17 protein-coding genes and 1 pseudogene are annotated in these 26412 nt (G+C 64.3%); 3 read left to right on the forward strand and 15 right to left on the reverse strand.

Annotation, left to right across the window (positions count from 1 at the left end):
* Positions 1–100 precede the first annotated feature (100 nt).
* The 3 genes from tssM (X757_RS150935) to tagH (X757_RS150925) form a co-directional block, all read right to left on the reverse strand.
* Positions 101–3622 (reverse strand): type VI secretion system membrane subunit TssM, encoded by a 3522-nt coding sequence (gene tssM / locus X757_RS150935; RefSeq protein ID WP_023726329.1) that lies wholly within the window; start codon positions 3620–3622, stop codon positions 101–103.
* Entirely contained in the window at positions 3619–5145 is a 1527-nt protein-coding gene (gene tssL / locus X757_RS150930; RefSeq protein ID WP_023726330.1) for a type VI secretion system protein TssL, long form, read from the reverse strand. Before tssL ends, tssM (X757_RS150935) begins: the two co-directional genes overlap by 4 nt.
* A gap of 250 nt (positions 5146–5395) precedes the next feature.
* Positions 5396–6418, reverse strand: a complete 1023-nt coding sequence (gene tagH / locus X757_RS150925; RefSeq protein WP_023692193.1) for a type VI secretion system-associated FHA domain protein TagH — start codon at positions 6416–6418, stop codon at positions 5396–5398.
* Positions 6419–6689: 271 nt separating this feature from the next.
* Here tagH (X757_RS150925) and X757_RS150920 point away from each other — a divergent pair, with 271 nt between their 5' ends.
* From X757_RS150920 to X757_RS150910, 3 genes are read left to right on the forward strand one after another with little or no spacing between them, the layout of a single operon-like run.
* Entirely contained in the window at positions 6690–9023 is a 2334-nt protein-coding gene (locus X757_RS150920; protein ID WP_023726331.1) for a type VI secretion system Vgr family protein, read from the forward strand.
* Between the two features lie 8 nt (positions 9024–9031).
* Positions 9032–9457, forward strand: a complete 426-nt coding sequence (locus X757_RS150915; protein WP_023726332.1) for a DUF6484 domain-containing protein — start codon at positions 9032–9034, stop codon at positions 9455–9457.
* Positions 9457–10524 carry a HEAT repeat domain-containing protein gene (locus X757_RS150910; RefSeq protein WP_156933430.1) on the forward strand — a complete coding sequence of 356 codons (1068 nt, stop codon included), beginning with the start codon at positions 9457–9459 and terminating at the stop codon, positions 10522–10524. The genes X757_RS150915 and X757_RS150910 overlap by 1 nt, the downstream gene beginning before the upstream one ends.
* A gap of 31 nt (positions 10525–10555) precedes the next feature.
* Here X757_RS150910 and X757_RS150905 read toward each other — a convergent pair whose 3' ends face one another.
* From X757_RS150905 to tssF, 12 genes and pseudogenes are all read right to left on the reverse strand, one after another.
* Complete coding sequence (locus X757_RS150905; protein ID WP_023726334.1) at positions 10556–11431, reverse strand: hypothetical protein; 876 nt, start codon at positions 11429–11431, stop codon at positions 10556–10558.
* 9 nt (positions 11432–11440) lie between these two features.
* Entirely contained in the window at positions 11441–12502 is a 1062-nt protein-coding gene (locus X757_RS1000000165730; protein ID WP_023726335.1) for a PAAR-like domain-containing protein, read from the reverse strand.
* Between the two features lie 11 nt (positions 12503–12513).
* Positions 12514–13521: a hypothetical protein gene (locus X757_RS150900; protein ID WP_023709964.1), complete on the reverse strand. Its 1008-nt coding sequence runs from the start codon at positions 13519–13521 to the stop codon at positions 12514–12516.
* On the reverse strand, positions 13518–14606 hold the full coding sequence (locus tag X757_RS1000000165735) for a DUF2169 domain-containing protein (RefSeq protein WP_023695286.1): 1089 nt from the start codon (positions 14604–14606) through the stop codon (positions 13518–13520). Before X757_RS1000000165735 ends, X757_RS150900 begins: the two co-directional genes overlap by 4 nt.
* A 16-nt stretch (positions 14607–14622) precedes the next feature.
* The gene (tagF, locus tag X757_RS150895; RefSeq protein WP_023726336.1) at positions 14623–15165 is read right to left on the reverse strand and encodes a type VI secretion system-associated protein TagF; all 543 of its coding nucleotides are present in this window, start codon (positions 15163–15165) and stop codon (positions 14623–14625) included.
* Positions 15147–18686 (reverse strand): type VI secretion system membrane subunit TssM, encoded by a 3540-nt coding sequence (gene tssM / locus X757_RS150890; RefSeq protein WP_023726337.1) that lies wholly within the window; start codon positions 18684–18686, stop codon positions 15147–15149. Before tssM (X757_RS150890) ends, tagF begins: the two co-directional genes overlap by 19 nt.
* A 1-nt stretch (position 18687) precedes the next feature.
* Positions 18688–20013 carry a type IVB secretion system protein IcmH/DotU gene (gene icmH / locus X757_RS150885; RefSeq protein WP_023726338.1) on the reverse strand — a complete coding sequence of 442 codons (1326 nt, stop codon included), beginning with the start codon at positions 20011–20013 and terminating at the stop codon, positions 18688–18690.
* Between the two features lie 4 nt (positions 20014–20017).
* Positions 20018–21359: pseudogene (gene tssK, locus X757_RS15505) on the reverse strand (type VI secretion system baseplate subunit TssK).
* Between the two features lie 158 nt (positions 21360–21517).
* Positions 21518–21970, reverse strand: a complete 453-nt coding sequence (gene tssJ, locus X757_RS150880; RefSeq protein ID WP_023673710.1) for a type VI secretion system lipoprotein TssJ — start codon at positions 21968–21970, stop codon at positions 21518–21520.
* A 3-nt stretch (positions 21971–21973) separates the two neighbouring features.
* Positions 21974–23458, reverse strand: a complete 1485-nt coding sequence (gene tagH, locus X757_RS150875) for a type VI secretion system-associated FHA domain protein TagH (RefSeq protein ID WP_023673711.1) — start codon at positions 23456–23458, stop codon at positions 21974–21976.
* Positions 23455–24498: a type VI secretion system baseplate subunit TssG gene (gene tssG / locus X757_RS150870; protein WP_023673712.1), complete on the reverse strand. Its 1044-nt coding sequence runs from the start codon at positions 24496–24498 to the stop codon at positions 23455–23457. The genes tagH (X757_RS150875) and tssG overlap by 4 nt, the downstream gene beginning before the upstream one ends.
* Positions 24462–26411: a type VI secretion system baseplate subunit TssF gene (gene tssF / locus X757_RS150865; RefSeq protein WP_023726340.1), complete on the reverse strand. Its 1950-nt coding sequence runs from the start codon at positions 26409–26411 to the stop codon at positions 24462–24464. Before tssF ends, tssG begins: the two co-directional genes overlap by 37 nt.
* Position 26412: the final 1 nt, after the last annotated feature.

Genomic DNA, 26412 nt, shown 5'->3' on the forward strand with positions numbered 1-26412 from the left:
TTCATTAGAGTATCGAAATCTAAGCCGCTGATGACGGACCGTGTGGTACCGCCGCTGTCTCTGCGTCCTGCAATCGCTGGTCCTGCCATGCAATTCCCCATCAGAAAGCCTTCGGACAGCTGAACGCGGAAAGCGCCGGCAGCGTGAATGGGTTGCCGTCCTCCCCGGTCTTGATCGTGTAGGCGACATCCCGTCCGCCGATGAGGAAATGCGCTTCGAGACTATCGCCATTGGCGGTGACCTGCCCCTTGTCCAGCAATCGTTTCAAAGCCCAGGGACCGTCGAACTTGATTGCGGACTCGCGGCCGGGCAGCTCCGGCGTCAGGCTGAGACTGGCCGAACCGGTCTTGCCCGGCCACGGAATCAGTCCCGGCGTGTTGCCGGCCTGGGTGGCCTGCAGCACCTGGCCGTCGATATTGAGCAGCGCCATGTCGGCATCGCCATGCAGCGACAGCGGCGTGAAGGTGATGTTGATCGACGGCACCGGCCCGCCGAGCGGAAAGAAAGCCGCGCGGATTTGTGCCGCGAGCTGAAAGTTCTTCAGCGTCGATTTCGCCAGATTGCGGCCGAACCTGGTGTCCTGCTTCCAGTCCCAGTCCTGGCCGCTCATGTCGACCAGCGACGCCAGGTTCTGCGCGAAGAACCGGTCGAGAACCCCGCCTGGAGAAAACAATCTGGCAAAATCCGCCATGGCGACATCGTCGGTACCGGCGGGGGCGAATGGAAAGCGCCCGGCAATCATCTCTTCGCACGGACGGCCGACGGTCTCCTCCAGCATCTCGTTGAGATGCGTGGTCGATGTTTCGGCGACGGTGCCCTCGAAATCGTCCGCCGCCGCGCTCACCATCCTGGCCAGCGCCTTCGGCAGCCGCGAGGCGTTGGCGCGTAGAGTCGATATCTGCAGCTGCAGATTGGCGTTGGCCTGGTCCGTCTGGGCGGGGACATCGGCGGCCAGCCGCACGCTCTGATAAATTTCGCGGAAATTCTGGGTCAGGGCGTCGAGCGGCCGCTGCCCCGGCGCCCCGGCCACCAAAGCCTGGAAAGACCGGAACTGGGCTTCGATGTTGGCGCCGGGATCCTGGTTCTGCGTACTGACAAAGGCGGTCCCGGCCCTGCTCTGCGATTTGCGCGCTGCAAGCTCGATGCCGATGCGGGCGAGGCCCTTGGCGCGTGCCGCGATTTCCTGGCCGCTGTCTTGAGACGGCGCAGCCGGATTGCGCTCTTGCGTCAAAGCTGTTTCGCGCGCGATCGCCTCGAACAGCTGCATCAGCGGCGAACTCGGTGATCCCGCTGCGGACAGCGCCAGATATTGCGGTTTGTCGGCGGCCATTGCCTTGAACTTCAACCTGTCGAGCACCTCGTTCCACGCCGCCGCAAAGCCCTTGCCATAGCGATCGAGCAGCTCCGGGCCGAGCTTGAGCAATTCCTGGTCGAAACCGCCTTGCTCGCCGCTCGAGCCGATCACCCATTGATCGTCGACCAGCGCCTGCGCGCTCCTGGCAAGTTGCGCCAGATAGAAGTCGAAGCCGGCATGGGTGTAGAGACCGGGGACGCGAAGGCCGGCGAGATCGTTTCCGTCATTGCGCTCGAACAGCATCGGCGCCTCCGCGCCGGCTTGCGATGACACCGAAAAATCGTCCAGCGCCGCCGCATAGGTGGCCGACTGGATGAGCGCGGTGGCGCGATCGGCAAGGCTCATGCGGCCGAGCGAGCGCTGGGCGGATTCGACCAGCGTGCGGTTGAGTTCGAACGAGGGATCCTGGTCGTTGTCGAGCGCCAGCATGGCGCGCAAATGCTTCTCCAATTGCGCCCGGCCGTCGCGATTGTGGGCGCCGGGATAGCGGTTCTGTTCCCAGTCCCGTTTCAGCCAGGTGACGACCAGCTCGTCATCCACTTTCGGCGCCTTGCCGCCCAGCATCAGGTAAATCTTCAGCGGCTCGTACAGCGCCATCGGATCGGCCATCCTGGCCTCGATCGTGCGTTCGAGCTGGAACAGCAGGCGCGAGCGGAACATGCGCTCCAGCCCTTGCCGGTAGGCAGTCTCGGAAGCCGAAAGGATACGCTCGCGCTGGCTGAGGCCGAACGTCGCCGTGGCCGGCGTCGGCTGATCCTTGGTGTCATAGCCGGCTGGTAGGCCGCGCAGCGCATCTAGCGCACCGATGACGGTTTCGAGGTCGGCATCCGACACCGTCGTGCTGGCCAGCAGCGGCGCGGCTGTCGCGCGGTATTGGCCTGCCGCCTGGCCGGTCGCGGCGACCAGCGATTTGTTGGTCGTAAAGCTCAGGCCGAGAACGCCAAGCGCGGCGATCGCTATGGCCGCGATCGCTGTCAGGCCGGCGTAGCGGGCGATCGCAACGCGCCTGTCGGCCGCCCTGTCATAGGACACCCAGCCGGACTCGGCGAAAATGACGCGGCTCAACAGATCGTGCAGGAAGAAGCTTTTGCCGGTGCCGGAAAGATGCGCCTGGGCACTCCTGCCGAAACTGCGGCCTATGCTGCCCAGCAACTGGTCGATCGGCGTGCCTTCCTGCGTGCCGGAAGAAAAATACAGGCCGCGCAGGGGGGCGTTCAGCTGCTTGCGCGTCGGCTCGAAAACGCCCTCGAGGAAATGCACGATCCGGCCTTTCAGCGCGCCGAGCTGCGCGGCGAAGCCGAAAATGGCGATGCGCGCGACCGGATCGGTCTCCGCCTGCAGCCGCTCGCTCATCTCTTCGGTCAGGCGCTTCACCAGCGCGTCGAATTCGGCTGGCGCTTCCGCGACCATGTTCAGGCCGCGCTCGGCGGTCTGGAAGGTCGCGCCCCACACCTTGCGCCGGCGTGCTTCGTCGAAACCGCCGAAATATTCCATGAATCCGGAGACCAGGTCGGCCTTGGTGAACAGCACATAGACGGGAAAGCGGACCTTCAGGACCTCGTGGATTTCCTGCAGGCGGCTGCGGATCTCGGCGACACGGGCCGCCTGCTCGCCGTCCGCCATCAGATCGGCAAGGCTGATCGCCAGGATGACGCCATTGATCGGCTGACGCGTCCGGTGCCGCTTGAGCAGCGACAGGAACGCCAGCCAGCTTTTGCTGTCGGTCCGTGCATGGGAATCCTGCGTCGTGTAGCGCCCGGCCGTGTCGATCAGCACCGCCTCGTCGGTGAACCACCAGTCGCAATTGCGCGTACCGCCAACACCCGCCACCGGCTGCGCCTGGCCCGACCCGGCAAGCGGAAAGTTCAGGCCGGAATTGACCAGCGCGGTGGTCTTGCCGGCGCCCGGCGGGCCGATGACGATGTACCAGGGCACGTCGTAGAGGAAGTTGCGCTTGCCGCTCGATTGCCTGAGCGTCGCGACCGCTTCATTCATGCGAGCTTCCAGCACCTTTGCATCGCTGCCGTCATCCTCGGCGCTGGCCATGGCAGCCTCCAGCGCCTTCTGCGCCTTGCGCCTGCGCCAGAACCGGATTGCATAGATGATCGCCACCGTTCCGACGACGATGCCGATGATCGCTGCCCGCAGCCAGATGGGATCCAACGGCCGGGCGCCGGCAAAGCGGATTAACGGGCCGGCGTACCAGACCGCGGCGGCAAAGCCGGCGAGCGCGAGCGCGCTGAAGATGCGCAGCAGCCAGCCGGTCACAGCATCTCCTCCCGCGGGATCATTACATCGACACGGCGGTTTTTGGCGCGGCCCTCCGGCGTTGCATTGTCGGCGATGGGCTCGTCCTCGCCCTTGCCCTCGACCTTTGTCCGCGACGGATCGCTGAAATGCGCTGCGATCATCTTTTCCACCGACTGGGCACGTGCGACGGAGAGGTCGAAATTCGATTTGAAGGCGCTGGTCTTCTTCGGTTTGACGTTGTCGGTGTGGCCGACGATCCGGATCGGCCCGCGCTCCGCGTCGAGAGCCGCCGCGATGCTGGCGGCCACCGGCTCGAACTCCGGCTTGACCTCGGCTCGTCCCGACTGGAACAGCAGGGCGTTGCTGATTTCCACGATGATGAAATCACCCTTAGTGCCGACGCTGACGCCGCCGCCTTCGATCTCCTTGGCCAAGGCAGTGCGGATGCGATCGACCTGCGCAATCGTCGTTGGCGCTGCGACGACTTTCACCTCCTCGGTCAGCGGCACGAAACCGGTGCGCTCGATGGTGACCGGCGTCGCCGGATTGAGCGCCAGCAACTCGCCGGCAACAGCCTCGCCATCATGGGTGATGAGCACGCGCAGCGTGAAAAAGGCTGCGGTCAAAACTGCCGCGGTTGCAGCGGCTATGGCCCAGAGCGGAACCCGCCTGGAGCCTTGCGCCGATGTGACCGACAAGCCTTGCCAGCGCGGCGAGATGTCGTCGTCACCGAGGACGCGGAAATAGGCTGATGTCTCGTAGACGTCGCGGCGGACCCGTTCGAGGCTCTCGCGCGGCTGGCCGCGATACTGGCCTTCGAAGCCAAGCGACAGGCAGACATGCATCAGCTCGATGAGATTGCGATGAGGTTCCGGCGTCGCCAGCACCGTGTTCAGCGCCTGGAAAAAACCGGCGCCGGTGGGTTTGACCTGGAAGAAGCGCTGCAGCATGGCGTGCTGCGCCCACGCATCCCGGCTGGAACCGGGCAGATTGGCGACGATATCGTCGGCGGTTTCGCAAAGCACATAGCTGGCGATGCGCGCATCCTCTTCCGAGGTATCGGTCCTGGCGATCTTGCGGTCGAAATCCTCGATCAGGCCGGCGACATGCTGCGCCAGCGGCTCGGCCGGTCTTTCGACAGCCATCAGCCGCAGATGCCCAAGCAGTATCAGCAAGGGCGCCGCGGCAGCGACGATCGGGTTGGCCGCGCCATAATCGACGGCATCGCTGGCGCCGAGCAGCGCATCCCATGGCGTTTTCCCCGCCGTCCCGGCTGAGCCGTGAACGGGCGGATCGGCCGGCGCGTTGGCGAAGGGCGTTCCCTGATAGATCACCGTCCCCGTGACGTCGGACGGCGGCTGGCGGCCGGCGTTGGGATCGAAAACCGTGGGTTCCGGGACGCTGGCAGGGGCGATCACCGTACTGCCGGGGGCCGGCGCATCGCGGGCGAGAACCGTCTTTTGCTTGCGGCCGGGATTGGGGCGGCTGGGGCGGATGACGGTTTTGCCGGTCGGATCGAAAGGATCATCCTTCGAGCTCATCGCCGATCCCTGCCTCTACGCCCGCGCGCCGCGACGCACAGCGCCATGTCCGCGCAAACGCGGACCGCAGGACGCTATCTCGCCGTGACATGACATGTGCCGCAGACCCCCGAGGTCGACCAACCGTACCCGCGTGCTCAATCGTCGTATGTGATCGTAGTCTCAGAAGGTTGCGATGGAAACCCGGCGCAATTTTGGTGGCCGGCCCGTGCTCGGGTCGCCTTCACGGTGTCTTCAGAAGTGCGCGGGCTTAGCCCTTGCCGGTCTTCTGTTTGGCGGCCTTGGCATAGGCTTCACTGAAATAGGTGAGGAATATGTCCAGCATGCCGTTCTCGTGCGCTTCCTCCTTGGCCCGCCAGGTCGCGACCAGCGCGTCCCAGGCGCGCGTCTTCTTCGAGGCAAAGGAGGATGGCGGCAGTTTTTTCGCAATCGCCTCGGGCGACAGATCGTCAAGCAACCGCGACAGCGCTGCCTGCATGGCGGCGAAGGTGGCGAATTCATGTGTTTTGAGGTCGTGGAAAGCGTCTTCGATGCTGTGCCTGGCATCGAGATAGCCGGCCCTGCGCCGCGCGAACATGATGTCGAGGATTTCGTCTGTCCCGGGCACGAACTTCAGCGGATTGTTGTCGGCGGAATTGATCATGGTCCGGTCGCTGGTCTTGGCCAGGACTTTTGCAGCGGCGCGCGCCTTCAACAGCAACACCAGCTCGTCGACGACGATGCGCAGCACCGCGCCGATCTCGCCGGCTACCTCCTGCGGTTGGCGCAGCAAAAGCACCTCTGGCGGAATGCCGGCGCCGGCGGCAATCGCGCGCAGGATCTCGTCGGCTTGCTGCGGCCGGCTGGAGACCGAAGCGGGTGGCGCGGTCGGTGACCGTGGCGATGCGACATGGTCTGGAAAGGATCCGGCAACGGGCATCTGCCGTTGCGTCGAACCATGGCCACCGAAGGCTGGGTTCCCGTCATCGATCGACACCGAGACGATATAGCGGCCGATCCGGAGCCGGTCACCTTGCGCCAACCGATGCGGGCCGGTCAGGCGCTGGCTCGACCCGTTGACGAATGTGCCGTTGCGCGAGACGTCGTGGAGAAAAAAGGCGCCGCCTTCGTAGCGGATTTCGCAATGTCGGCCGGAGATGAACTTGTCCGGATCGGGCAAGGTCCAGGCGCAGTTCTCCCGCCCGATCTCGAAGCCGCGGTCGCGCGATGCGTAGCCGGGCGGCAGCCCGGCAGGCAGGACATCGACATTGCTGATCTGCAGACTGATGAACATGCGCTATGGACCGTCGACCGCTGCCGTTTCCATTGATCCGATGTGCCACAGTCTAGCAGCTTGCGGGCACAGCGGGAGAGCGGCGTTTCACACTGGCGAAAGCGGCGCAAACAGCAACGGCCTGCCGCTTGTCCTCTTTGGTCTGCCATAGAACATGTGGTAGGCTCAACATGGCTTGGGTGGCAAGTTGCGAAATATCCCTGAACGTGAGGTCGTTAACACAAGAAGGGCTTCGAACCTGCCACACTAGCGCTCAGGAGGGGCACGACCCATGCCGAGTGAACAACGCGCCGCGCTTGTGCAGACGCCGGTCGGCGCCGAACTGTTGACTTTCACGCATCTCGTCGGCCGCGACGAGATCAGCCGCTGCCTTGCCTACACCGTTGGATTTGTTTCGACCAATGCCGATATCGACCCGCTGAAGATGCTGGGCGGCGCCGTTTCGATCGAAGGCGAGGCCGACCCCAAGCGCTGGTTCAGCGGCCTCATCGCCGAGTTTCGCCTTACCCGCATCGAAGATCGGCTGGCTCACTATGAGGCGGTCGTCAGGCCGTGGCTGTGGTTCCTCGGCAATACCACCGACTGCCGCATTTTCCAGGACAAGACCGCCGTCGAGATCGTGGAGGAGATTTTCTCCAAATATGGCGGCATCGCCAAGTTCGAGAAGCGCTTGCAAGGCTCCTATCCGCCGCGCGAATATTGCGTGCAATATGACGAGAGCGACCTCGATTTCGTGCAGCGGTTGCTCGAGCATGAAGGCATAATGTACTTCTTCGAGCATGCCGAGGGTGAGCACACACTGATCCTGGCCGACGCCATGAGCAAGCTCAAGCCGGCGCCGGGCTATGAGACGGTGCTATATCAGTTCGAAGGGCAGGGCTCGCGCCGCGACGTCGAATACATCACCGACTGGATTCCAGGCAGCGCGGTGCGCCCCGGCGCCTATGCCCACACCGATTATGACTTCGAAAAACCCGCCGCCGATTTGATGGCGAAGTCGGCGCAGCCCTTCGGCCACAAGCAGGCCGCGGGCGAGAACTATCGCCACCCCGGCGCGCATCTGGAAGTCGGGCGCGGCGACAGCCTGGCGGCGATCAGGCGCGAAGAAATCCAGGCGCCACACCTGCGCATTGCCGCCGTCGGCACGGTGCGCGGCCTGTTCTCCGGCTGCACCTTCAAGCTCGACGGCTTTCCGCGCGACGACCAGAACAAGGAGTATCTGGTGATCAGCGCCGAGTACCGGCTGTTCGATCCGGGCTATCGCGCCGGCGTCGACACCGATGGCGAGAATTTCAAGGTGGTGCTCGGTGTGGCGCCGACCTCAGTTGCTTATCGGCCGCCGCGCATCACGCCAAGGCCGATCATGCGCGGCCCGCAGACGGCGACCGTGGTCGGTCCGTCCGGCGAGGAGATCTTCACCGACAAATATGCCAGGGTGAAGGTGCAGTTCCACTGGGACCGCCTCGGCAAGAAGGACCAGAAGAGCTCCTGCTTCGTGCGGGTGTCGCAGACCTGGGCCGGCAGCGGCTGGGGCTTCATCCAGATCCCGCGCATCGGGCAGGAAGTCATCGTCGATTTCATCGAAGGCAACCCGGATCTGCCGATCATCACCGGCAGGGTCTACAACGCCTCGCAGATGCCGCCCTACGGACTGCCCGGCAACGCCACGCAGTCGGGCTGGAAGTCCAACTCGTCGAAGGGCGGTGGCGGCTACAACGAGCTGATGTTCGAGGACAAGGCCGGCTCGGAGCTGGTCAACTTCCAGGCGCAGAAGGACCACCACCTTCTGATCAAGAATGATCGCCAGAAGCTGGTCCAGCACGACCAGTCCGACCGCATCGACCACGACGCCAAGCACTCCGTCGGCCACAACCTCGACGAGGACGTCGGCAACAACAAGACTGTCAAGGTCGGCGTCGACCAGACGACGAATATCGGGTCGAACGACACCGAGACGGTCGGCAAGAACCGCTCGCTGACGGTGGGCATCGACGAGACGATCAACATCGGCTCGAACTCGACCGAGACGATCGGCGCCAATCACACGCAGACCGTGGCGATCGTGCAGACGATCACGGTCGGTGCGGCGCGGGTCGATACCGTTGGGGCCTCCGAGACCCGAACCGTGGGTGCGGTGCAGACCAATACCATCGGCGCGACACGCTCAATGACCGTGGGCATCAGTCAGACGCACAGCATAGGCACGAGCGATACATGGACCATAGGCGCGGGACAGAGCATCAGCATCGGTGCCGGACAGTCGGTTGCGATCGCTACATCCCAGACGACGGACGTAGGCGCCTCGCGCGCCGCCAACATCAAGTCGAACGACAGCACCGACGTCGGCGGCGGTTACATCCTGAAGGTAGCGAAGGGCAGCCTTACCGACGTGAAGGAGAATACCGGCATCAAGGTCGGTAAGAGCCTGTCAGTGGAAGCAGCTGACGACATTACCCTCAAGTGCGGCAGCTCCAAGATCGTGATGAAGAAGGACGGTACGATCATCATCGAGGGCAAGGATATCACGGTGAAGGGTTCAGGGAAAATCAACGTCAAGGCGTCGAGCGATGTCATCATCAAAGGCTCGAAGATCAACGAGAATTGAGGGACGTGATGGGCAGGGTCAAGAGCACGATCGATGGCGTTGTGATCGGAGTTTTCATGGGGTTCGGCGAACAAGGCGTACCCCTCGTGGTCTTTGCCGGCAATCCCGAGGAAACGGCGCAGCCTGCGCGCAGCCTCAGCGAATTGTCTTCCGATATGGTCGGCAAGGAGGTGGCGCTGCTTTTCCAGGAGGGCGATCCGCGCAAGCCGCTGATCGTCGGTCGCATCGTCGAGCCGGCGCGCAGGCCCGGCGTCGAGGTTATCCGCGACGGCAAGCGTGTGCGCATCCGCGCCAATGACCGGCTCGAACTGCGTTGCGGCAAGGCATCCATCGTGATGGATAGTGATGGGCAGATCGTCATCCGCGGTACATACTTGGTCAGCCACTCCAGCGGGCCGAATCATATCCGTGGCGGCTCGATCAATCTGAACTGATGTCGCCCGTCGAAAGCTTCCATCGCCCACGCATCGCTAGCCTTGTGGTTAGGCAGCACGCGGAACTGGTAGCCTTTCTTTGGGTGCAGCGTGAGAGCCTTCTTGCGCAAGAGCCACCCGCGGCGGTGGCGGCTAAGGATATCGACGACCGTATCGAAGCCAACTTGGACGGACTGCGCATCGCAGGCCAGGCCGCGTGGCCGAGCCTGCTCCAGCAACTGCAAGACTATCCTGACAGTGGGGAACTGTTTGCCTTTGCCTGGACCGCGATCGAGTTCAACGATCCAGTCAGGCTTTCAGAAGCGGTGGGGCATGCCCGCGAGCTGACACCGAGCCCGGACGGGTTCATCGGCGCCCTGCGGTGGCACGCGGCCGACCGAATCGGACCGCATGTGAGGGACTGGATCACCGATGCCGACGCCTTCAAACGCTTTCTCGGCGTTTCGGCATGTCTGGTGCATTCGGTCGATCCAAAGAACCTGCTGCCGCGGCTAGCCCGCGATCCCGATCCCCGCGTTCGTGCGGCGGGCTTACGGCTGGTGGGCGTTCTCAAACGAACCGATCTTGCCGGCGAGGCGAACGCTGCGCTCAACGATTCCGACGAAGATGCGCGATTCTGGTCGGCATGGTCGCTGGTTGAACTGGGTCATGCCCGGTTGGCGCAAAACGCATTGAGGGCAGCGGTTGAAGCGCCGGGGAAGGACAGGCTGATAGCGCTCCGTGCCGCGATCAAGAGCGGGCCTGAAACGGAAGTTCGGGCATGGCTCGGCGGATTAATGCAGTCGCCCCAGACCGCCTCAATCGCGGTTCGCAGCATCGGCATGTTGGGCGATCGCGGCCGGCTTGCCTGGCTTGTTGAGAGGATGCGCGAGCCGCCGGTATCGATCGCAGCGGGCGCATCATTTGCGGAATTGTTTCCAGAAGCTCCCTGGGATGAACTGTCTTCCGCCTACATGGAAGAGGTTGGCCCGGACTTCATCGACTACTTCAGCGACAGCATTGTACGGGTGCCGCTCGCCGATAAGGTTGCTGAATGGGGCAAGACGGCCGGTGTCCTGCGCGACTGAAACGATGTTACAGCTCTCATTTCCGGTCGGATCAGGCGCCGACGGGATGGCCAAAGAAATACCTCTGCCCCGGGACAAATCTTTTGACGTCGTCGCTATCGAGGAACGTCTCCAGTATTGCCGTCGCCTGAAGCGAATTGAGTTTGACCGGGCTGTCAAAGAAGGCGGCACAGTTCACGCCGGTGGCGGCCTCGAAAATGAGACGATGACGGTGGATGCGGCCTATCTCCGGCGCTGCGCTGCCCACCCGTTCAAGCAGCCGCCTTGCAAGCTTGACCACATCGAAAACCTTGCCGCCTAGGATGGGGGTATTGGGGACCGGAAGCTGCGCTCGCACCAGCGACAACGCCGCCGTCACCTTGGGAAAGTAGTCCTGCCGATTGATGATGTGAACAGTCTCTTCATCCTCGGACTCGATGGACTCGTCTGCGCCCCTGATTATCGGTCCGTTGGTGTCCTCGAGCAGATACGACAACTCCCTCTCAATCTGATAGCGGGTCTCTTCGTCCGATGCATCATTGTGCAGCGTCAGCAACATCTCGATCGCGTCAGGGTCCAGCGTCTGGCCCAACGCAATTGTCATGAAATATTCCGTACCAGAGCCGTCTTTTTCGAACGGCTTGAAGACGTCCTTTACAGAACTGAGGTTGCCAGCCAGTCCAGCTAGATTGGTGCCCGCCTGCCAGACGAGATAGGCATCGCTTTCCTTTATGATTGAGGGAATGCGGTGCAGCGCGGACAAGTCGCCCACTTCGCAGGCCAGAAAAAGACCAGCGATCTGTTCCCATATCTCGTCGCTTTGAAGAAGACGCGCTGGATCATAAGAGCTCAAGTCTACACCAGGAACATAGAATCCCAGAGAGAGCTGTTTGAGTTTGGTATCGGGAATTGATGTGTATCTTGCCATAGAAAGACCTTACGGGATTGAGTCATTGACCTTCTCAAGGTCGCTCTGCAAATCTTCGATTTCCTGGCATTCTCCCGAATCCATAATGTCTTGGGGGACTACATTTGACGGCTCATTGCACCCACCGGCCATGTGAGGCGTTGTATGGTTCAAGGAATGGTAGGGCTTCTTGGCGGGGTTAGCGTTTGGCCCTCTTCTGATGGCTGAACCACTTGCCGTTTCCCAGGCCAGAATACAACCGGCCTTCACTCCAGAGTCGAAGGCCAACTTGGCTTCTTGCGCCGGAGTATTGACTCCGCCAGAGGTTCTCGCGCCCTTTGGAATGTCGAAATACATGGCGCAGCCCTGATTGTCATTGTTGTGGACGTTTGGGCACGCCGGCTTGCCAGCCTTTCGCAAGCGCCGATGCTTCGCCTTCAGCTTGAGCATCTTTTTTAGCTTGACCTCGAACTCACCCTTTTTGGCGATCTGGTCGGCGGTCCCAGTCTTCATTTGCTTGATCTTGTTCGTCCAGAACGTCTTTTCCTTAACCACGGGATATGGCTTGCCGGAAGCATCCTTCTGCCATTCGTGCAGCGGGCCACCGCAGCACGGGCACTTCCCGGCCTTCACGGCCGCCTTGGCATCCTTTGCATTCAGCGACTCGAGCGCCGGCGCCGGCGGGGTCGCGCCAACGTAGGACGTGTGGTTGCTTGTCGTGATGTCAAAATGCCGGCAGACGTTCTTGCCTTCGAACTTCACCGACATGCACCAGGCCTGAAAGTATGTTTTGCCGGTGATCTGGTGGGTCACGACCGAAGATCCGAACGTGCGGGTTGCGGCCTCGTTTCCGAGCATCGGCTCCTTGTAGTAGGATTTCTGCGCCAGCGCGGCGGGCTTGCCGCCGATCAGCACGGTCTCGGAGCCTTCCTTCAGATTGTTGGAGAACGACGTGTCCGGGTAGGGAATTGGGATGGGCCCGGCCGGTGGGGATGGCGGCGAAAGGCAGACATCCGGAAACCGCGCGATCGACTTGTTCATGCCGTTATTTCCGGCAATCTCCCATTTTTCCGCGAAGACGTTCTTGGTCATCTCTCTCGACCCTATGCTGTAACGATCGCCGCTGCGCGGTTACCAAACGTCGAACTGCCGTAGAGCACCGCGGAAGGCCCCGGTGCATAGCCGCGCCGGAAGGCTTGCTCGGCCCATGCGAACTGGATGGAACCGGCAGCCGCTCCGCAGTCGCCGATGCAGCCCGCCGCCAGCCAGACCAGTTGTTGCGGCCTGACTGTGCGCATCACCCGCATTTGCGCCACCACCAACTCCTCGAAAGCATAGGATTCGCCGGCGACGTCGGACAGGCGGAAGGCAACATCGTGAATCTCCACCCTGGCTTCCGCCAGGGCCGTCCGCAGCGCAGAGGCCAGGCCATCTGCGCGAAACGGCTCCTCGTTGAGCACTGTCGCGGTCTCGCGCGCCAAGCCGAGGCCATGCACCGTCACATGTGATTCGAGCAGCGGACGAGCGCTGACGACGGAGATGCTCGCCGCCTCGCCAGGAATGAGGCCATCCGTGACGATGCTCGTTTTTAGACGGCCCGCCTTGTCGAGCCAGCCGAGGGTGCGCGAATCGATGAGCGTATCCACGGCCACGATGATACAGGCGGGAACTTTGCGTTCGGCGAGCAGTTTGCGCGCGTGCCAGATGCCGACGAAGGTGGACACTGCCCCTTCCGTCACATGCACGGAATGCGGTCCGACAAGAGATGCCCCATTGGGCAGCGCCAGCCCGCCCACAATGCCGTTGAGGCGCGCGCCCGGAAACTGCGGTTCACGCGTACACAAGATGATCGGCATCTCGCCCCAGGGCAGCCGGTCCGCCTGTTTTGGGTCCACCTGATCGGCGGCCAGACGCGTCAGGGCGGCAACGCGATCGCGGCCGCGCATCGTCGCCGGCAGGGCATCCACTGACGCGCCACGTATTGGCTCGCCGTCGGCGTCGCGATAGGAGAGTTCGGCGAACGCCGCTATATTTGCCCGCATCGCGGCCGCCGTACTCCCCGCCGAATAGCCGACCGGCGACACGAGGCTGAGGCAGGAAATGACCGTCATTTTAGCCGCCTTATTTCCTTCAGGGCGGCAACTGCGACTTTCAGCCCCGCATAGTGCGGCTTCTCGCCGTCGCGGGGGATGAGGTCGTTGCCGACTTGAACCTCCTCAAGTCTCACGAACTTGCGCGGCAGCTTCGTGCTTACCCGGCCCACCAGCACGATTCTGCTCTCGTGCGGAACGATGATGAGCGTATCAGGCACCATCGTTTTTCGTTCCAAATGGTCGTCGAACACGAAGCGCACCGGCACGGACAGTCTCGGCAGTTTTACCCCGAACCGACCTCTTTCGTTCATGCCGATGCAGCCGAAGACCATGCCCTCGTCCAATCTGTCGAGCCATTGGTCCTGGGGCGCCGCCTGGAAGTAGCGGTCGTCGAAATCCTGCGGCAGGAAGGGCAGCACGTTGTCCATCCAATGCTTGTCATAGGTGCCGGCATATCTCGCCCGCTCCTTGGCGAAGCGTGGTACAGGACCAAAGCCGATCGGCCTGGGCCTGTCGTTCCAGATCGCCATGCGCGATTGCGGGTGCTCGACACAAGGCAGCGGCGTGCCGTCAATATTACCCTGGCCGACAAGGTAGCCGCTGCCGATCGGGTTGACGGCGTCGCCACGATGCTTAGCAGGATCAGGATCGGATCGGTCAGTGCCGCCAAATGCGAGATGCCACGCCAACGGCATTGAAACAAAGGGGGTCGGGCGCGAGGGCTGGATACCTAAGCCACCTCTGAACCAGCGCCTTTGGCCAGTGACCACCGCGCGCTTGTCCAGTCCCGGCCCAACCAGGCGCACTTCGATCGCTTCCACCTGCCGCCCCTTCGGCGCGACCGCCATGGCATCGAGCAGAACCTCGCATTTCGGTTTGACAGGGGCAAAGTCGGTCTCGACGCGGATGGAGGTGACTTCCGGATCGCCGTAGTGGGTATCGGCGTAGACGAAAGGTGACTGTTCCTTGCTGGGAGTGCAGTTGCCTTGTTCATCGACGTCGTACGTCGCCCTGATCACGGCCACGCAATGCTTCACGCAATGCTTGTCCTGATAGGGAAAAGTCTCGGCGAGAAACGGGGTGGTGTTCTGGCTGACGAACATCAGAGTTGCGCTCCCATCAGCTGGTCTCCCAGCTGCCGGCGAGGATTGTCTCCAGCGTCGGTTGCGGCGCGTGCGGACCGATATCGAAAATGTCGGAGTGCGCCGTCCACATCACCATGTCGGCGATCAGCTCTTCGCCCGGCTCGGCCTGTGGCATCGGCAGTGCCGTCAAAGCTGCATCCAGTTCTTCGGGCGTCAGCTCGCCCTGCTGGGCGGCGGTGGCGGCCTCCTCGATTCCGGCAAACCATGCCTCGGCATGCGTCAGCGCGACAGGCGCTTCGGGTAGCAGGGCAACGACGCTCAAGGGGAATTTCCGGCCCACCTTGTCGGCGCTCTGCAGGATGATGCCCGCCGACGCGCCGAAGGAGTTCGGGCCGGCCAGAAACCGCAGCGCCGTGGCCGGCGGCCAGATGTCCTGGCCAAACAGCGGCACCAGATGCTGCGCCAGCCAGCGGTCCCAAAGCCGCACGAACTCGCCCGTCAGCCGCCGGCTGACGAAGTCGCCGGTGGCGGGCATTTTGCCGTAGAAGCCAGGCAGGATCAGATCTGCGGCGGACATGAGAATTTCTTGAACATCTGGAGGTTGTAGGGATTTTCGACACTCGCCGCCTTGAGCTTGAAATCGGCGTACATGCCTTTCGTCCCCAGCCGCAGGCTGTAGACATCGGACAGCGACGTCCCGGTGAAGCGGCCGCCGCGCAGCATCCTCAGCCACGCCCAGCTGCCGGTCTCGTTGAGCATGATTTCGGGCGAGCCGTCGATCGGCTGGAAGGCGAGCGAGATGACGCCGGTGCCGTCCTTGCCGGGCCAGGTCATCGGTTGCGGTCGCGTCGCATTGTTGAAATAGACCAGGTTCTGGCCGTCGAGGTTGAGCGTGACGCGGGTCACGTTGGGCGACAGGTCGGTCGGCTCGAGCGTGAAGGCCATCACCGGGCCCTGACCGCCGGGAAAGAGATCGTCGCGGATGCGCCGCGCCTGCTCGAAGGCGGCAAGTGCGGATGGGTCGAGGCCGAAATCGGCACGCCATTTCCAAGGCTGCGCCGAGGTGTCGACATAGCTGATCAGATGGTCGTTGATGAAGCCGTCGATCATGCCTGCCGGTCCGAACAGGCGGGCGAAGTCGCGCACATTGACGTCGACCGCGCTGTCGGGGCTGAACGGATAGCGGTCGTTGAGCGCGGCCTGGCAGAAGGGCAGGATGTCGGCGCGCCAGATGGCGTTGAGCTCGGAAGCGACGGCCTTCTGCGTCAACCCGCTGGTGTCGCCGGCAATGCCGCTCAGCCAGGTGTTCACGGGGTCGGGCAGGATCTGTGCCTGGCGGGCGACGGCGCCGGTCAGTTCGGCCAGCCCGCCCTGTTTCTTGATCGCGTCCTGCGGGTCGGGATTGGCGGTCACCGTCTGCAGCACATTGGACAGCGCCGTCAGCGCAACGACCGCGGCATCGAGCGCCGGCGGCTGGCCGTCGACCTCCGCAATCGTGCTCTTGAGCGGCTTGAAGTGCTCGGCCACCAACGTGCCGGTCAGGTCGACTTCGCTGGCCGATCCTGCGCGCGGCAGCAGCTTGGCGCCGGTCTTGACGATCTTGCCAAGCTTGCCGAGTTTGCCCAGCAGTTTCGAGCCGCCCTTCGCCGCCGCCTTGTCGTCACCGGCCGGCGCGTCGTCCGAGCGGGTGAGGTCGACCTCCTGGACCACCGCCGTCAACAGCCGCTTCAACGCGGAATCGGCACTGGAAAGGTCTTTCAGATTCTCGCTGGCAATGTTGAGGTCGCTGAGCGGCGCCAGCCGCATGTCGCGCAAAAAACTGTCCCACTGCGCGATATAGTCGTCATAGTAGAGCTTCAGGATATCTTCCGACAGCGCCGACACCGACGTCTCGGAATTTTCCGAGCAGCCGCCGGCAAACACGGCGCGGTCGAGTGCCGCCTGGGCGGCGACATCCTCGACCCGGTCGAGGATCGCATCGTGGAAGCCGTCATAGGTGAAGGCGCCTGATATGCCGACGCGCAGCGTCTTGTCGGAGCGTCGCGAAAACACCTTGGCGCCGTTCGGCCCGGCGAAATTGGCGGGGATCCATTCCTTCAATCCGGCCACCGCCGGATCGGCCAGCAATTGCTTGTAGGCCCGCGCCGGCAGCGAGATCGTGCAGACCGTTTTCAGCGCTTCGGCGACCAGCGCCTGGTCGGGCGCGATGTAGCTGTCGTCGACCGCCATGCGGCGGATCGCTGCCAGCTGGTGTTCTTCCGCATCGGCTGTCGGGAAGGGCGCGGCCGGCGCGAATTCGGGCAGGTCGTTCACCCACCAATTCTCGACGAAGTCGGAGTCCATCTGAGACAGGCCGGTCATCATGCGGTAGGTCTTGAGCGCCCCCAGCATGAAGTCCGGATCGCGGATCTGCCGCCACATGGTCGCTTCGAGCAGCGCCACCATCCGCGGCTCCAGCACGTTGCGCAGAGCGTGGTCATAGGTGTCGGTCTGCGCCCGCATCATCTCGGCCGAAGCCGATGGTCCGAGCAGGTCCTGTGCCTTGTTCGGAGGCGCAGTCCTGGCATTGACGACTTCGTCCATGGCGGTCAGGGCAACGTCCATAGCCGGCTGCAGCACCGAGGCGGGCGTCGCGGCGGTCGACGTCAGCGGCGCCTGCAGTGCTTCGAACTGGCCGGCTTGCGCGGCGATGGCGTTGCGGTTGTCGTAGTAGGACCAGGTGAACAGGCCGCCGGCGAGTATGGCCGCAGCCGCGCAGGCAGCGGCGGCACCGCGCCAGATCCAGCTGCGGCGGCGCTGCGCCAGCGGATCGAAGGTGCCGAGCCCGGCCTCCTTGAAGATCACCTCGGTCAAAAGGTTCTTGAGGAAGAAGCTGCGCTTCTCGAAGCGCTGCGCCGGCATCGTGCGTCGTGCCGGCAGCCCGAAGGAGGAGGCGAGCGCCGCGGTCAGCCGGTCGATTGGCGCGCCTTCCTGGGTGGCCGAGGTCAGATAGAGGCCGCGCAGCCAGGCTGCCTCCTCGTAGCGGCTCTCGCCGAACATCGCCTCGACCAGCACCTGGATCGGCTCGGACAGGCTTTGCAGCTGTGCGGGAAAGCGGAAGATCTCGGCCCGTTCGGCCAGCTTGTCCTCGTCTTCCAGCCGCGGCACCAGTCGCTTTTCCAGCTCCCTCGACAGAGTCGTGATTTCGCCCGCGATCGTCTTGGCGTCGACGCGTGCATCGAGCGGGAAGGTCGTCCCCCATACCTGTTCGCGCGCCACCGTCGACAGGCCGCCGAAGAAGGCCTCGAAGCCTCTGATCAGATCGGCCTTGGTCAGCATCAGATAGACTGGCAGGCGGATTTCCAGCCGCTCTTCGAGCTCGGCCATGCGCCTGCGGATCTGGCGGCCATGCGCCTTGACGGCTTCGTCGCCCTCGGACAGCGCGTCGATCCCAAGCGCAACGATGACGCCGTTCAGCGCACGACGGCCACGATGCTTCTTCAACAGATCGAGGAAACCCAGCCATTCCACGGCGTCGACATCGGGCTGGCTTTCCTGCTGGACATAGCGCCCGGCGGTGTCGATCATCACTGCGTTTTCGGAGAAGAACCAGTCGCAGTTGCGCGTACCGCCGATGCCCTGCAGATCGTCGGTGAGGTCGATCGGAAAGTTGAGGCCGGATTGGCGCAAGGCCGTCGTCTTGCCGGTCGCCGGGGGGCCGACGATCACATACCACGGCATCTCGCGCAGGAACTTGCGGCCGCCGAGCTTGCCACGCTTCAACTCGACCATGACGTCCTGGAACTTGGCGCCGACCGCGGCGACGTTTTCCTCGCCCGGGCTGAGCCGCTTTTCCTCGACCGGGGCGGAAATCTCGGCGACGAACATGCGGTTGGCGCGGATCGCGCGGCGCTGCGCGACGATCAGCCAGATCAGCCAGAAGATCACCAGAAGAGCGATGATGACGATGCGCACCGTCTCCGACGCCATCGGCACATAGTCGCCGACCCGTACGATCGGGCCGAATACCCAGATGATCAGCGACAGCAGCGCCAGGCCGATCAGCGTCCACAGGAAACGCGAAGTCAGGACCGCCCAGAGGAAGCGCAGGATGAACATGTCACAGCCTCTTTTCGACCAGCACTTCGACGCGGCGGTTCAAGGCCCGGCCTTCGCGTGTGCCGTCGTCGGCCACCGGATCGGTGGCGGCCCGGCCTTCGGAGCGCACGCGCTCCTTCGGCACGCCGTTCTGAATCAGGATATCGGCAATTTCCGCGGCGCGGGCTTCCGACAGCCGCTGGTTGGTGGACAGTGGGTTGGTCTTTTGCAAGGGAACGCCGTCGGTGTGGCCGACCACGGTGATATCGCCGATCAGCTCCTGGTTCTCGAGGATCACCTTGGCGACCGAGGCGATGAGCGGATCGAAGCCGTCTGTCAGCTGCGCGCGCGACGACTGGAAGAGTTCGGGATTGGAGGCCTGGATGACCAGCCGCGCCAGCGACACGCTCTCCGTGCCGCTCAGCGCTCTCTTGAGCTCGTCCGGCGCCGCCGCCTGGAATTCCGGCAGCAGCGCGAAATCCACCGCCACCGGCGGCGGCGCGTCGACCTTCGGCGAAGCGCGGGCGACATCCGTACGCGTCGGCGGCGGCAAGGCGCGAACCAGCGCCGAAAGCTCGACCGCCTGGCTGCTCAGGCTCATCGACAGGCCGATATGGATGGCGGTGGCGATCACCGCCGCCGCCGCAACCATCACCCAGATCGGCACGATGAAGCGCTGCGGTTCGTCGGAGGCGATCACGCCCTTCCAGTTGGGCGAAAGCGGTGCGCCTTCGGCGTCGCTGTCGCGCAGGAAACGCGCCGCGGCCACCCGCACCGCATTGAGCGAACGGTCGCCGGAGCGGCCAGGCACGCGATATTTGCCGCGGAAGCCGAGCGCCATGCAATGATATTGCAACTCCAGCATTTCGCGGTCGCGATTGGGATGGCGTTCAAGCTCTTCGAGCCGGGCGAAGAACTGCGCGCCGGCATCGACGTCGCCGCGCAGCATCACCACCAGCGGCTGGCGTGGCCATGCGCTGGCTCCGCCCCACGGCGTATTCAGCGCCAGATCGTCGAGCAACGCAGCCACCAGCCATGCCGCCTGGTCGGCTCGCTCGAGCGAGGAGCCCTGCACCATCGTGGCGTCGCGGCAGCGCACGAGTTCCTCCAGCAGCCTGGTGCGCAGGGCTTCCGGGTTCTCCGGCGGCTGCGCGTTTTCCAGTTCGGGTGCAAACTCCAGCAGCGGCGAGAACGCATTGACGAGCACGTTCGGATGCGCGCGCGCGGAGCGCTTCGCGGTGACGCCCGACGCCGGCAGCGGCATGGCGCGGGGTGTTGGCGCTCCGCTCAGGCGGATGCGCGTCCGCTCGCGATCCTCGGACAGTCCGAACGGATCGTCCCTGCTCATCATCTCACCTGTTGACCGAGTAGCAGTCGACCTGCGGTTCGCTGGGCAGCACGCCCGAAACGCCGATCACAAAACCCGGCGCTTCGAGCAGCGAGGCCCAGTGCTCGCTTTTCTGGTCCAGTTCGAGACACAGCCGGTCGCCGTCATAGGGAATTTCGCGCGGCTGCGAATGAAGGGGCTTCAGCGGAATGNGGAATGCCGGGCAGGCGTGATTTCCACAGCCCTTCGAATTCGCTGGCCGAGCCGACCGTCGCCTGGTTGACGAAAATCTTGCGCAAGGCATCCTCCGACAGTTCGGAGCCGATCCGCACCACGATGCGGCTCGCCACCAGAAGTTTCGGGTTGTCGATGCGGATCTTCCACACATTGGTGGCATGGCGCATGACCGGCAGGGCGCGCGATTTCGGCTCGATGTAGCGCAGGCTGAGGATCAGCGAACGCAGCGCGTCGGCCAGCGCCGAATAGGCGGGTCCGGGCGCCATGTGGTCGTAGACAGGCAGTTCGCCGAGCCGCCTTGCGCTCGAACCGTAGGTCGCCATCGAGCCGGCAAGGCCGGCAAGTTCCATGTAGACCTCAGCCGGATGGAAAACGTCCTGCGCCAGCATGTGCGCCAGCCGCGGCCGCGCGGCGTTGACCAGGTTCAGGATCAGAAGATCCTCGACGCTGCGGCCGGGGCCGCCCAGCACCATCTTGCCATGCGCCTCGGCGATCTGGTCGAGGCCGGTGACCACTTCCTGCAGCAGGCGGCTGTACCAGGACGCCGCGCCGATGACCAAGGTCGGCGGCAGGAAGGTGTCGTCGAGCGCCACGCCGCCATCGGCGCGCACGCCCTTGAGCTCGGCCACCGGCAGCGCGGTGTAACCGCCGACGGCCGTGCCCGGCGCCAGCAACAGCGCCTGCGGCCGCGCAATCTCGATTTCCTCGGGGTCGGAGCCGCCATGCACGGCGTCGCGCACCGACACGATCCGGCCGCGATAGCGTGCGCCTGACGGCTCGGCGTGAGCGGGGTCGAAGCCGACGCCGCCGGGCGGTTCGAGCGGCAGCGCTATCAGCACCGGTCCAGCGCCCATCTCCGGCGTCACCGCCAGCGGCCGCGGCGCATCCATCGTCTCGGGGATCGCGAACGGCGTCCCGTCTGGAAAGATGCCGCGTGCCGAGAGCACCGAGATCTGGCCGGCATCGAGCTGTGCCTGATCGAGCGTCAGCGTTCGAAAGCCGAACGTATGCAGATGCCCGGCCTGCAAGGCGCCGCGCACCGTCGCTTCGAAGAAGCGGTCCTGTTGCTGGAAATGCTGGGTGCGGAGGAACAGTCCCTCCGACCACAGCACCCTGTTTGCATCGCTCATGCCGGCACTCTCTGCTTCCTGCTCATCATGTTGCGCGGCTTGCGGACTTTTGCCGCCCATGCATGTCGCTCAAAAGTGGTCACGGTTTTGAGAGAACGACATGCATAAAAATAAAGATCTAAAGCGCGTCGCCTGGATCCGTTCAAACGCGACGCGCTTTAGGCGGAAATCCCGCCGCTGCCGAGCTTCACATTGACCGTGAACTTCGATCCCGGCGAAACCGATTTGGTCGTGCGCCAGTTGCGTCCGCCGGGTTCCCTGATCAGCGCGACGAAGCCGAGTGCTGCCACTTCTGGCTCGACCGTGATGGTCTTCGATGCGGTCTTGCCGGGTCCGACGGAAACCGTGTCGGAGCCGATGAGATCGCCGCCAAGTGCCGCGCCGGCACCGCCCTGCAGGGCGAAATAGTCGGCCGAGTTGAAGGCGCCGGTGCTCTTCAGGCGCAAGATCATCACCGTCACCGGCCTGTCGCCGCCGCCCGGTCCCGGGTTCATGCCGGCGCCGCCGGCAAGATTCACTGTGATGACGGATGGTTTCGGCGGGCCGCTCTGGCAAGCCGTCAGCAGTCCCGTCGCCCCGATGGCAAGGATAAATTCGCGTCTGTCGATCATGTCTCAGTCCTCCTCATATGCATCACGAAAATCAGCGCCGATCTCGCCCAGAAAACGCGTCTCGGCGCTGTGAGCGATTTCACGGTGGCGTTTCTGGTACAACTCCCAGAGCTTGGCTCCGCGCCCGCCGGTCAGCAGATTGCCGATCGCCGAACTCGACTTCAGTTCCTGCTCGATCGCCGCCGGATCGAAGCGGTCGATCATGCGCTTGAGCGCGCCTTGCACGCCGCGCCAGGCGCGAACGTGATGCTGCGCCAGATCGCGCACCGCGTCCTTGATCGCCGCCTCGGCGCCGAGGAAACCGGGGCTGCGCTCGGCCAGGATGGTTACCAGCGCATCGTCGACCGAGGGCAGGAATTTGAGCGGGTTGACTTCGGATGCGCCAACCACCGTTTGAGCGACGCGAGCGTTGCCCTTCTCTTCGGCGCGCTTGCGCAAAAGCTGCATCAGCCCTTCCATCATCAGCCGGTACTCGCGGCCGAATTTTTCCATGTCGGCCACCGGATCGCCGCCGGGAAAATCGGCCTCGTCCATGCCCATGCCGCGCAGGAAAGCGGCGCGCAATTCCGCGTCCGACGGTCCGGCTGACGGCCGCGCCGCGGATTGGCGGACAGGAGCGCGTGGTGGCGGTGGAGACGGGGGAGGCGGTGGCTGCGGTGGCGATGGCTCGACCGCGCGGACTGGCAGATCCCAGGGCGCTGCAGAGGGGGCAGGCGAGGGCGCATCGGTTGCACCGCCATCCGTCACGCCGGCGTCGAGGCTGGTGGACCCGGCAGGGCCGAAACCAAACCCGTCATCGTAGGCCGGCAGCTTCTCAGGATTGGATCTGCTCGGCTCTCTCGACCGCGGCGCGGAGTCGAGGCCGAAGGGATCGTCGAACGATGGCTTGGCGCCGTTTCTGTCAGTGGGCTCGGCCACCGGCGTTGCCACAGGGTCGAGGCTGAACGGATCGTCGAACGCCTGCGAGCTGCGTTCATCGGACCGCGCACGCGCGAATGCGCCGGGCACCGGCTTTTCGAATGGATCGGGCAGGTTGGCAGGGCGTGGCCGTCCCGGCTCTTCTTCCGTGGTGGACGAAAAGAAATCGTCGCCGCCGAGGCTGACCGGCGCCCGCGACGCCGCCGGCTTACTGGCAGGCGCTGAAGGCCTGGAGGCCGGCGCCTCGGTCTTCGCCGTCTGCAAATCGACCCACACCACATAGTCGCCCAGTCGCAGTCGCATGCCGCTTTGCAGGCGCGCGGTATTTCCCGCGCCGAGCGGGCTGGCGGCATCGTCGATGAACAACCCGCTGCTGGAGGTATCGGTGACGAAATAGCCGCCCTGCTTGCTGGTGATCTTGCAGTGGGCGCGCGAGACGAACATGTCGGGATCGTTGATCTGCCAGTCGGCGTCGGCGCTGCGGCCGATTACCAGCTCGCCCTCGTCCAGCCGCGCCTGCCGCGTGACTTGCGCGCGTGGTCCCTGTTCGAGAATCAGAAGCAGGCTCATGCCGCCACCTCTTCCCGCCAGCCGACGATGGTCCGCAACCGCATGTCGTCGGCGTCCCCCTTTTCGACCGGTCGCGCCAGCCAGGTGGTGCGGGCAAGCTGGACGGTGCCGAGCTTCGCCGGCGGCACTGCCTTTGCCGCAAGCACGATCCTGAGATCGACATCGATGGTCTCGCCGATCAGGTCGCGCACCGCCTGCTTCAACAGCTTCAGCCGCTCACCGCCCGGCAGGAAGGCCTTGTAATCGATATAGCTGAGCGCGCCGATGCGCAGCTCGATGCGGCTCTGCCGGCTGAAGCTGCGCGGGCCGATGGTGGCGCTGCGGCCGAGCGTGGCATAGCTGCCGGCAAGCCGCGTCTGCAGCGCCTTGGGGATGGTCATCCAGGCCGCGACGAACTCCTTCAGCACCACCGGCACTTTGAAGGCTTCGGCCAGGAACAGCGTCAGTCGCTCGGGGCCGTCGACTTGGGCAGCGAGCGAGGCGGCCTGGCGAAGTTTTACTGTATCGAGTTCGGCATCCTGCGTGCCCGGCAGCCCGATGCCGGCCATCGCTTCCAGCATGGAACGGACGCGGCCGCCGACACCGCGTTCGACCTGCACAGCCGGATGCGCATCCGCCCAGGCCCGATAGTAGAGCGCGATCATCCTGTGCTGCAGGATATTGACAAAATCGACGAAGGTCGTGTCGCTCGTCTGCCGCGCCTCGGCGCCGGCATACCAGCGTTGCGACAGGCGATCGAGCACCCAGCGCGTCAGATGCAGTGGCATCGGCCCTTCGGGTCCGAGCAGGCCGAGATTGTTGACCGTGACGCGTGCCGGCGACTTGTCCGTCGGCTCGCGGAAATCCACCACGTCCTGCACTGCGAAGGACAGCCGCACATTCTGGCCGAGCCTTGCCGGCTCGCGGTCCGGCCGGCCGGAATGGCCGAACAGGCCGCCTTGCCGTTCGAGCCGGCGCAGCAGTTCGAAAAAGTCGAAACTCTCGGACAGGGTTGCGGCTCGCTCTAGATCAGGTAGCGATTGCCGGGCGTCATCGGCCATGGCACATCCTCCTGTTTCTGGAGCAACCGCGTGCGCGTGCGCACGAACCCGTTAATGCCGGCATGGCGGGCAAACAGCCGCGACAGCAGGCCCGACAGCAGCAGAGTGCTCTGTCCCGCCAGCACCGACTGGTCGACATGCAGCGTCACTTCCGTGCCGCGGCCGAAGCACATCGGCCCTTCGATCGCCAGCCTTTCGATCACCGCGCGCGAGTCGATGCGCACGATCGAGCGCACATTGCGGGCGAGCCCGGGGTCGCCGCGCTCGGCATAGAGANCCGCGCGCGAGTCGATGCGCACGATCGAGCGCACATTGCGGGCGAGCCCGGGGTCGCCGCGCTCGGCATAGAGATCGAGCAGCGCGTGCAGCGGATCGACGCCGCGGCCTTCCTTGGCCAGGCTGAGGAAGTTGAGCGCCAGCTGTGACACCAGTCGCCAGGCCAGGTCGTCGGCGCGCGACTCGCCGTCGGCGCCGGTCGGCAGCGCTGCCGGGATCGCCGGCTGCGGCGAACGCAATGCGCCGAGCAGCCGGACCGTCTCCACAGGGTCGCCGGCTTCCAGCGTCAGGGTCGGCGTGTCGTCGAGGATGGCCAGGTCGCGATTGGTGCAAAGCGCCATGATATCGACGCGCTTGAGCGGCCTGTTGGCCTGGCTGTGGACCGGGCGCGAGATCGCCAGGAAGACGTCGTCGCCGGCATAGGAGGTGCGGGTCACCCCCTGGCGCCGCTCGTCCTCGGTTGGCCGGCGCGGCCGCCGCTCGGTCGAATAGACCCAGCCGCTGCCGCGGTTTTGCCCAAGGCTGAACAGCTCCGGTATCTCGGCATCGGGCCCCTCGGCATCGGCGTCCTCGACGCGGATGACCCGGTAGATTTCAAAGTCGCGCGCCCGCGTACGGTCGGCATGCAACACCTGCCGCGTCTTGCGCTGGTCGAGCTCGATGACGTTGCACTCGCGCTCGAAGAGATTGATGATCGGCGTCGCGAACAGATCGAAATCCGCCGGCGTCAGGTCGGCGAGCTCGGGCACGGGACGCCTGAACAAAAAGACGATTTCGAGCCCGGCCTGGCATTTACGCACGACCGGCAGCAAGCCGGTGACGCGCGCATAATGGAAGCGCTCGGGCATCATGAAATATTCGCGCAGCAGGCGGTAGCCTTCGAAGGTCGGCCGCGTGCGCGGCATCAGCGCCTCGGCATCGGCAATGCCGACCATCTCCGGCGGCGGTAGCGGCGACAATGGATTGGTCTTGCCTTCCGGTCGAGCGCCGACACCAGAGCAGACTCCGAAGATGGCGTCGAAGATTAGCGGCGCCTTGGTGCGGTTGGCGAAATAGAAGTCGAGCCGGTCGAGCGCCAGTTCGTCGAGCTTGCCTTTGCCGGTCCGCGCCAGCGTGATGCGAAGTGCCGCTTCGCCGGCCTTCCCGGCGATCGGGCCGATGCCGGCGGCGGCAAGCGCGCTGCGGTCCTGGAAATAGCCGACCGAACTGATCGCGATCGGAAACAGCGTCATGTCCTGCGCGGTGGTGAAGGTGCAGCGCGTCGACAGGCCGGCCTGCAGGCTGGAGACCAGCCGCGTGCCGCGCTTGACGACATGGCCGGCAAGCATCGTCTGCACCTGCTGGCCGGGCTTCAGCACCACCATGGCGGTTGCCGGCCCCGGCGTGACGAGATCGGGATAGAGCACGTCGAGGATGCTGCGCGAAAACCGCGAGCGCTCGGCATCCACCTTCAGGCGCGTGCGCGCGGCGAGGAAGGCGACGCCGTCGAGCAGCCGCTCGACATAAGGGTCGGGACACGGCACCGTATCCAGCGACAAATTGCGGGCGACCGCCGGATGCATGTCGGCGAACTCCGCCGCCAGCCCGCGTATGTGGGACAGTTCCTCCTCGTAATATTCTACGAAGACCCGGTCCATC

Origin of the sequence: Mesorhizobium sp. LSHC412B00 (assembly GCF_000503035.1) — a bacterium.
Classification (GTDB): domain Bacteria; phylum Pseudomonadota; class Alphaproteobacteria; order Rhizobiales; family Rhizobiaceae; genus Mesorhizobium.

Coding starts and splice junctions, on each gene's coding strand:
- X757_RS150905 (WP_023726334.1), bottom strand. CDS start 11,431: ATGGCAAGATACACATCAATTCCCGATACCAAACTCAAACAGCTCTCT.
- X757_RS1000000165730 (WP_023726335.1), bottom strand. CDS start 12,502: ATGACCAAGAACGTCTTCGCGGAAAAATGGGAGATTGCCGGAAATAAC.
- tssG (WP_023673712.1), bottom strand. CDS start 24,498: ATGGCCGATGACGCCCGGCAATCGCTACCTGATCTAGAGCGAGCCGCA.
- tagF (WP_023726336.1), bottom strand. CDS start 15,165: ATGTCCGCCGCAGATCTGATCCTGCCTGGCTTCTACGGCAAAATGCCC.
- tssL (WP_023726330.1), bottom strand. CDS start 5,145: ATGAGCTCGAAGGATGATCCTTTCGATCCGACCGGCAAAACCGTCATC.
- tssJ (WP_023673710.1), bottom strand. CDS start 21,970: ATGATCGACAGACGCGAATTTATCCTTGCCATCGGGGCGACGGGACTG.
- X757_RS150920 (WP_023726331.1), top strand. CDS start 6,690: ATGCCGAGTGAACAACGCGCCGCGCTTGTGCAGACGCCGGTCGGCGCC.
- X757_RS150910 (WP_156933430.1), top strand. CDS start 9,457: ATGTCGCCCGTCGAAAGCTTCCATCGCCCACGCATCGCTAGCCTTGTG.
- tagH (WP_023692193.1), bottom strand. CDS start 6,418: ATGTTCATCAGTCTGCAGATCAGCAATGTCGATGTCCTGCCTGCCGGG.
- X757_RS150915 (WP_023726332.1), top strand. CDS start 9,032: ATGGGCAGGGTCAAGAGCACGATCGATGGCGTTGTGATCGGAGTTTTC.
- tagH (WP_023673711.1), bottom strand. CDS start 23,458: ATGAGCCTGCTTCTGATTCTCGAACAGGGACCACGCGCGCAAGTCACG.
- icmH (WP_023726338.1), bottom strand. CDS start 20,013: ATGAGCAGGGACGATCCGTTCGGACTGTCCGAGGATCGCGAGCGGACG.
- tssM (WP_023726337.1), bottom strand. CDS start 18,686: ATGTTCATCCTGCGCTTCCTCTGGGCGGTCCTGACTTCGCGTTTCCTG.
- X757_RS1000000165735 (WP_023695286.1), bottom strand. CDS start 14,606: ATGTTCGTCAGCCAGAACACCACCCCGTTTCTCGCCGAGACTTTTCCC.
- X757_RS150900 (WP_023709964.1), bottom strand. CDS start 13,521: ATGACGGTCATTTCCTGCCTCAGCCTCGTGTCGCCGGTCGGCTATTCG.